Source organism: Sulfitobacter sp. HI0040, from assembly GCF_001634885.1.
Lineage (GTDB): Bacteria > Pseudomonadota > Alphaproteobacteria > Rhodobacterales > Rhodobacteraceae > Sulfitobacter.
In genome coordinates, this window is sequence record NZ_LWEX01000007.1 from 1 (window position 1) to 7,836 (window position 7,836).

Genomic DNA, 7,836 nt, shown 5'->3' on the forward strand with positions numbered 1-7,836 from the left:
GAAACGCTCGAATGTCAGCGGGTGCTGGAACGGCATCTGGCCCGCCCCGGGGGCATGTCCCACCCCGGGTTGCTGCATCTCTATATCCACCTGATGGAAATGTCGCCCGAGCCGGAAAAGGCCCTGAAGGCAGCGGATGCGCTGCGCGATCTGGTGCCGGACGCGGGCCATCTGATCCATATGCCCACGCATATCGACGTGCTTTGCGGCGATTACGAAAAGGTTGTGCGCTGGAACCGGCGCGCCATTGCGGCGGACCTGAAATATTATGCCGAAAACGGCGCCTTCAACGTCTATTCAGGCTACCGGCAGCACAATTACCACTTCGTCATGAGCGGAGCGATGTATCTGGGCCAGATGGCCCCCGCCCTTGCCGCGGTGCGCGAGATGGCGGAAACCTCGCCCAAGGCGATGCTGGAAATCACCTCCCCGCCCATGGCCGATTATTTCGAGACCATTCTCGCCATGGAGCCGCATGTCCTGATCCGCTTTGGCCGATGGGAGGAGATTCTGGCCCTGCCCCTGCCCGAGGACCGGACGCTTTATTGCGTGCGGGTGGCCTTCATCGAATACGCCAAGGCGCTGGCACTGGCCTCGCTGGGGCGGGTCGAAGAGGCGACGGCGCAGGAAGAACGCTTTCAGGCCGCACGCGCCAAGGTGCCGGAGACGCGCCTGCTGCATAACGTGCGCACGGTGGACCTGCTGGAGATCGCCGATGCCATGCTGCGCGGTGAGCTGGAATATCGCCGGGGCAATTTCGACGCCGCCTTCGCTTCACTGCGGGAGGCCGTGCGCCTTGACGACGGGCTGCCCTATGACGAGCCATGGGGCTGGATGCAGCCCACCCGCCACGCCTTGGGCGCGCTCTTGCTGGAACAGGGCCATGCGGAAGAGGCGGCACAGGTCTACCGCGAGGATCTGGGCCTCGTTCCCGGGTTGCCGCGTGCCTGCGTGCACCCCGACAACGTCTGGAGTTTGAAGGGCCTGCACGATTGTCTCGAACAACTGGGCGAGACGGCGGAGCTGCCCCAGCTGCGGCTGCGCCTGTCGCTGGCACAGGCCCGGGCGGACCAACCTGTCGCGGCCTCCTGCGGCTGTGCACAGGCCGCGATGGCCGCTGGCTGAAGGAGGAATTCCGCCCGCCCGCCCTTGCGCGTCGCGCCCGAATGTTGCACCACCGGCGGGTTGATGCTCCTCCGAGGAGCCGAGATCGAGAGGGATGGCAGCATGGCCGACGGCGCATTGGAACTGAACACCAAACCGCACGAGGAAATTCACGTGCGGGACGTCTTCGGCATCGACACCGACATGGTCGTCAAAGGGTTCGAGGAACGCACCAGCCGGGTGCCCGACCTCGACAGTACCTACAAGTTCGATCCCGACACGACGCTCGCGATCCTCGCAGGGTTTTCGCACAATCGCCGCGTGATGATCCAAGGCTATCACGGCACGGGCAAATCCACCCATATCGAACAGGTCGCCGCACGGCTGAACTGGCCCTGCGTGCGCGTCAACCTCGACAGCCATATCAGCCGGATCGACCTGATCGGCAAGGACGCGATCAAACTGAAGGACGGCAAGCAGGTCACCGATTTTCAGGAAGGCATTCTGCCTTGGGCGCTGCGCAACCCCACCGCGATCGTCTTCGACGAATACGATGCGGGCCGGGCCGATGTGATGTTCGTGATCCAGCGGGTGCTGGAGGTGGACGGCAAGCTGACGCTGCTCGACCAGAACCAGGTCATCACCCCGCACCCCTATTTCCGCATCTTCGCCACCGCCAATACCGTGGGCCTTGGCGATACGACCGGGCTCTACCACGGCACCCAGCAGATCAACCAGGGCCAGATGGACCGCTGGAGCCTTGTGGCGACGCTGAACTACCTCAGCATCGATGCGGAAACCGCGATCGTTCTGTCGAAGAACCCGCATTACAACACCGACAAGGGCCGCAAGACTGTGCGCCAGATGGTCACCGTCGCGGATCTGACCCGCACAGCCTTCATGAACGGCGAGTTGAGCACGGTCATGTCCCCCCGGACAGTCATCGCATGGGCCCAGAACGCCGAGATTTTCCGCAACGTCGGCTATGCCTTCCGGCTGTCCTTTCTCAACAAATGCGACGAGTTGGAGCGCCAGACCGTGGCCGAATTCTACCAGCGGCTTTTCGATGAGGAACTTCCCGAAAGCGCCGCGAGCCTCAGCCTCGGCTAATTCGTGAAAAACCCGCGCCAAGGCGCGGGTTTTCTTTTCTGCCGTGGTGGCAGGTTCATGTCCTGCGGATCAGTTGTTGCCGCGCGACTGCGTAGCGGCGCCCCGCTGCAGACGTTCGATGAAATCCTCGGGGCTGACACCGGGCGGCAGCACGATGATCGAACCGCCATCGCGATTTGACCCCATGCCACTGCGCGAGCGGTCATCGCCCCGGCGGCTGCGGTCTTCGCGGTCCTGCTGGCGGCTGAGTTGCCGCATGCGCCGGTCGAACCGGTCGCGCATGTTGGCCGCACCGGCCATGTAGCCCCGACGGTAGGCCCGTTCGTAGATTTGCTGGGCAAAAACATCGAGATCCAGCATCAGGGTACGTTCGGCCATGGCCCGGTCGTCTTCGTAGACATCGCCATAGCCGTCTTCGCCAAAGGCCTGATCAGGGTCGATAGCGCCCCCTTGTTCGTTCTGGCGGATCGCCACACCCTCTTCTCCATTGGTGCCGATCTCGTTGGCGAGCGGGCTTTCGGGGGTGCCATCCGAATTTTCGACCGTGCCCGAGGCGGTCCCGGTCGAGGAGGTCGCGGCCCCCATGTCCGTCGTGGATCCACTTTCGGACGTATTCTGCGTATTCTGTTGCGTGGTCTGTTCGGTGGTCTGCGACGCGCCCTGATCGCTGGTCTGCGCGATGCCCGCCACCGGCGCCAAGGCCAGTGCGACGAGGCTCGTCGTTACCAATACATGTCTCTTGATACTCATTACTCTCTCCTCCGATAACGGATGTGCAAACACCACATCCGCAGGCTCAACGGGTCAGCCGACGTGAGGGTTCCTCTCCTGCCCCGCTGGCGGGGGCTGCGGACCCGGAGCAGACCACCTTCCGCAGTCCCGCCAGCCGGTTTGCGATTGCGCATATGCGGTCAAACGCTAGATTGGCGGGTATGAGCAAACCCTCCGACAATCCCGCCGACGCCTTCAAGAAAGCCCTCGCCGAGGCATCGAAGGTAATGGCGGACGATCCCGATCTGAACGTCAGCTATTCGGTAGACCCTTCCGGCCTGTCGGGCGATTCCATGCGCCTGCCGCAGGTCAGCCGCCGCATGACCCGCGAAGAGGTCCTGCTGGCGCGTGGTACCGCCGATGCGCTGGCGCTGAACCGGCGCTACCACAACGGCGAAACCCACGCCCGCTACCTGCCGCAGGGCGAAATGGCGCGCGATCTCTACGAGGCGATGGAAACCGCCCGCTGCGAAGCGATGGGCGCGCGGGACATGCCGGGCACTGCTGGCAACATCGACGCCAAGATCCGCCACGATTCCCTGCGCAAGGGATACGATCAGGCCAAGCAGGCCAGCGACGTGCCGCTTGCAACAGCTGCGGGGTACCTCGTACGGCATCTGGCCACGGGCCGCCCCCTGCCCGCCGGCGCGCAGAACGTTATGGAACTATGGCGCGGGTTCATCGAGGATCAGGCTGCAGGAACGCTCGAAGGGCTGGACAAGTCCCTGAAGGACCAATCCGCCTTTGCCAAGTTTTCCCGGCAGATCATCTCTGACCTCGGCTATGGCGATCAGCTGGGCGACGACCCGGATCAACTTGACGAGGATCAGGAAGACGAGGCCGAGGAAGGTGCGGAGGAGGAACAGGATCCCGACAGCACCGGGCAGGACGATCAGGACGACGAGGAGGCCGAAGGCAGCCCCGAACAGAGCCAGGAAGAACAGCAGGACCAGAGTCAGGCCCAGGTCTCCATGGATGACATGGCCGATCAGGAACTGGGCGACGAGGCCGAGATGCCGGAAGGCGATGCGCCGATGGAGCCACCGGCCCCGCAGCCGGTTTCCGACGCCGACCCGAATTACCTTGTCTACGATGACCAGCATGACGAGATCATCGGCGCCGAGGAATTGGCCGAACCTGTCGAACTGGAACGGCTGCGCGCCTATCTCGACCAGCAGTTGGAGCCGCTCAAGGGCGCGGTGAGCCGTCTGGCGAACAAGCTTCAGCGCCGGTTGCAGGCGCAGCAGAACCGCAGTTGGGAATTTGACCTCGAAGAAGGCATGCTGGACGCGGGCAGGCTTGCCCGGGTGGTGGCCAATCCGACCACGCCGCTCAGCTTCAAGGTCGAAAAGGACACCGAGTTCCGCGATACCGTGGTGACGCTGCTGCTGGACAACTCCGGCTCCATGCGCGGGCGGCCGATTTCCATCGCGGCCATCTGCGCCGACGTGCTGGCGCGGACGCTGGAACGCTGCAACGTGAAGGTCGAGATCCTCGGCTTCACCACGCGGGCGTGGAAGGGCGGACAGGCGCGGGAGGCCTGGCTGAACGAGGGGCGGCCGGTCCAGCCCGGGCGGCTCAACGATCTGCGGCACATCATCTACAAGTCGGCGGATGCGCCGTGGCGGCGTACCCGCGACAACCTCGGGCTGATGATGAAGGAAGGCCTTCTGAAGGAGAACATCGACGGCGAGGCGCTGGAATGGGCGCACCGGCGGATGATGGCGCGGCATGAATCGCGCAAGATCCTGATGGTCATCAGCGACGGTGCCCCGGTGGACGACAGCACGCTGTCGGTGAACCCCGCGAACTATCTCGAAAAGCATCTGCGCGATGTCATCGCCATGGTCGAGCGGCGCAAGGCCGTCGAGCTTCTGGCCATCGGCATCGGCCATGACGTCACCCGCTATTACGACCGCGCGGTGACGATCACGGACGTGGATCAGCTTGCCGGTGCGATGACGGAGCAACTGGCGGCGCTGTTCGATTCCGATCCCCGCAAGCGGGCGCGCGTCATCGGCATGCGCCGCGCGGGCTGAGAGGCCGGGACGCTCCCGCGGGGGAGTATTTCTGAAAGGGTGAAGGGGGAGCGATGTTCCAGAGTTTCGAGGTCACCGCACGGCCCGAACAGGGGCCGCCGCGTCTAGAAGGACTGCGGGGAGAAATTGCGAAAGCGGGTCTGGACGGGTTTCTCGTACCGCGCGCGGATGCGCATCAGGGCGAATATGTCGCCCCCCATGACGAAAGGCTCGCCTGGCTGACCGGCTTTACCGGGTCGGCCGGTTTCTGTGCCGTTTTGCAGGACGTGGCGGGTGTTTTCGTCGATGGCCGGTATCGCACGCAGGTCAAGGCGCAGGTCGCCCCCGCCTTCACGCCCGTGCCCTGGCCCGAGGTATCGCTGGGCGACTGGCTGAGGGAGCATTTGCCCCAGGGGGGCAAGGTGGGCTTTGACCCGTGGTTGCACAGCGTCAACCAGATCGACCAGACCGAAGCCGCGCTGGAAGGCAGCGGTGTTCAGCTTGTCCCCTTCGAAAACCTTGTCGACCGCATCTGGCCGGACCAGCCCGCGCCCCCGATGGCGCCCGTTGATGTGCATCCGTTGGAACATGCCGGGGAAAGCCATGCGGACAAGCGGGCGCGGCTTGGGGCGGGCTTGCGCGAAAAGGGCGAAGCGGCGGCGGTGATCACCCTGCCCGACTCGCTCTGCTGGCTGCTCAACCTGCGGGGAGCGGATATTCCGCGCAATCCGGTGGCGCATGGTTTCGCGGTGCTGCATGCCTCCGGCGAGGTTGACCTGTTCATGGATGAACGCAAGCTTGCGGGTATCGGGGATCATCTCGATATGGGGGTGCGGGTGCATGCGCCCGACATGCTGCTGACCCGGCTGGCCGGAATGCCCGGCCCCCTGCGGCTCGACCGGGACAGTGTGCCGGTCGTCATCGCCGAAGCCGTGGGTGACAAGCTGTCGTGGGGGCAGGATCCCTGCGCGCTGCCGAAGGCCACCAAGAACGCGGCGGAGATCGAGGGGTCAGTCCAAGCGCATCTGCGCGACGGGGCCGCCGTGGTGGAAACGCTCGCCTGGCTTGACGGGCAGCGCCCCGGTAGCGTGACGGAAACGCAGGTCGTCGAAAAGCTGGAAGGCTTTCGGCGGCAGGATCCGGCGCTGCGGGACATTTCCTTTGAGACGATTGCGGGAACCGGCCCCAACGGCGCGATCATGCATTACCGCGTGACCGAAGAGACGGATGCGACCCTGCAGGCGGGCCATCTGCTGGTGCTCGATTCGGGCGGGCAGTATCTGGACGGCACCACCGACATCACCCGCACCGTCGCCATCGGTGAGCCGCCCGCGGAGGCCTGCCGCGCCTTTACCCGCGTTCTGGCCGGGATGATCGCCATGAGCCGCCTGCGCTGGCCCGCGGGGCTGGCGGGGCAGCATATCGAAGCGGTGGGCCGCATGCCGCTCTGGCTTGCGGGGCAGGATTTCGACCATGGGCTGGGGCATGGGGTCGGTGCCTACCTCAGCGTTCACGAAGGCCCCCAGAGGCTCAGCAAGCTGAGCAAGATCCCACTCGAGCCGGGGATGATCCTGAGCAACGAGCCGGGGTATTACCGCGAAGGCGCCTTCGGCATCCGGATCGAGAACCTGCTGGTGGTCGAACCCGCGCCCAGCCTGCCCGACGGCGACGCGCATCGGAAGATGCTGAACTGGCGCACGCTCAGTTTCGCGCCCATCGACCGCGGGCTGATCCTCCCGGAGATGCTCGACCCTGCGGCCCTTGCTTGGCTCAACGCCTATCATGCCGAAGTCGCTGAAAAAATCGGGCCGCGGCTATCACATGGTGCAAAACTGTGGTTGGATACCGCGACCGCGCCCATCGGCGCCGCGTGACGAGTTGAGATTGGGGAGGAACGACATGGCAGATCACATAGATATCCGCAGGGCGGAGGGCACATGGTCCATCCGGGCCGGGGGCGCGATCCTCGGGGAAAGCACCGAGGCGCTCGAACTGCGGGAGGGGGATTATCCCCCCGTGATCTATTTTCCGCGCGATGATATCGCCATGGCGTTCCTTGATGACAGCGACACCCACAGCCATTGCCCGCACAAGGGTGACGCGCGGTATTTCTCCGTTGTGACGAAAAGCCGGACGCTGAAGGATGCGGTCTGGTCCTACGAGAACCCCAAGGAAGCGGTCTCCGCCATCGCGGGCTATCTCGCCTTTTATCCCATGGATGAAATCACCATCGAACGCATCTGAAAGCGCCGCTGGCGGGGGCTCAGGAATGTTCCTCCGCCGCCGTCGCGGCAAGTGCGCGATTGTAGGCCTTCAGCGCATCGACGTGAAAGAGCGCACCCAGCAGTTCTGGGGGCTGGTCGGCCTGCAGGGCGACCACCGGGATGAACCTTGCGCCGGATTGCTCGAAGATCGACATGGCGGCCTCCAACGTGGCGGAGCCGTCGATATAGGTGCCTTCGTCGATAAGGCTCCAGCATTCGTCCGGGTCGGCGCAGCGTTCGTCATCAGGCCGGCGCATGACGCGCGCGACCATGAACATCGACAAAAGATAGGCCTGCGGCCCAGCGGCCAGATGCACGCCGCGCCGTTCCATCTGCGTCAGGAAGAAGCTGCGGTGCACAAGCCGGGATGACAGGGCTGTCGACAGGCTCACCGCGACCATCACCGCAAGCCCCGTCTGCCAGTCGCCCGTCAGTTCGAACACGATGAGCGTGGTAGAAATGGGGGCCCCCAGCACGGCAGCGGCCACCGCCCCCATCCCCGCCAGCGCATAGAGCGAGGAGGAGCCGGAAACCTCCGGGAAAAGCGCGGTCGCGACGAGGCCGAAGGC

Annotated in this window: 7 protein-coding genes; 5 read left to right on the forward strand and 2 right to left on the reverse strand. The window is 64.7% G+C overall.

Annotation, left to right across the window (positions count from 1 at the left end; all coding sequences use genetic code 11):
* Together A3728_RS22980 and cobS are read left to right on the forward strand one after the other, a co-directional pair.
* Positions 1 to 1,125: hypothetical protein (locus A3728_RS22980; RefSeq protein WP_067919312.1), on the forward strand; the 1,125-nt coding region annotated here is incomplete at its 5' end.
* Positions 1,126 to 1,227: 102 nt separating this feature from the next.
* Positions 1,228 to 2,214 carry a cobaltochelatase subunit CobS gene (gene cobS, locus A3728_RS00645; protein ID WP_067919315.1) on the forward strand — a complete coding sequence of 329 codons (987 nt, stop codon included), beginning with the start codon at positions 1,228 to 1,230 and terminating at the stop codon, positions 2,212 to 2,214.
* A 69-nt stretch (positions 2,215 to 2,283) separates the two neighbouring features.
* Here the strand turns inward: cobS and A3728_RS00650 are convergent, their stop codons facing one another.
* Complete coding sequence (locus A3728_RS00650) at positions 2,284 to 2,964, reverse strand: hypothetical protein (protein WP_067919317.1); 681 nt, start codon at positions 2,962 to 2,964, stop codon at positions 2,284 to 2,286.
* 182 nt (positions 2,965 to 3,146) lie between these two features.
* Here A3728_RS00650 and cobT point away from each other — a divergent pair, with 182 nt between their 5' ends.
* Genes cobT through A3728_RS00665 form a run of 3 tightly spaced genes read left to right on the forward strand, consistent with a single transcriptional unit; the run spans position 3,147 to position 7,247 of the window.
* Entirely contained in the window at positions 3,147 to 5,024 is a 1,878-nt protein-coding gene (cobT, locus tag A3728_RS00655; protein ID WP_067919319.1) for a cobaltochelatase subunit CobT, read from the forward strand.
* A 53-nt stretch (positions 5,025 to 5,077) separates the two neighbouring features.
* A complete protein-coding gene (locus A3728_RS00660; RefSeq protein ID WP_067919321.1) occupies positions 5,078 to 6,877 on the forward strand; it encodes an aminopeptidase P family protein in 1,800 nt (599 codons plus the stop codon).
* Between the two features lie 25 nt (positions 6,878 to 6,902).
* A complete protein-coding gene (locus tag A3728_RS00665) occupies positions 6,903 to 7,247 on the forward strand; it encodes a DUF427 domain-containing protein (protein WP_067919324.1) in 345 nt (114 codons plus the stop codon).
* A gap of 19 nt (positions 7,248 to 7,266) precedes the next feature.
* Here the strand turns inward: A3728_RS00665 and A3728_RS00670 are convergent.
* On the reverse strand, positions 7,267 to 7,836 hold a 570-nt coding region (locus A3728_RS00670), incomplete at its 5' end, for a chloride channel protein (RefSeq protein ID WP_201722281.1).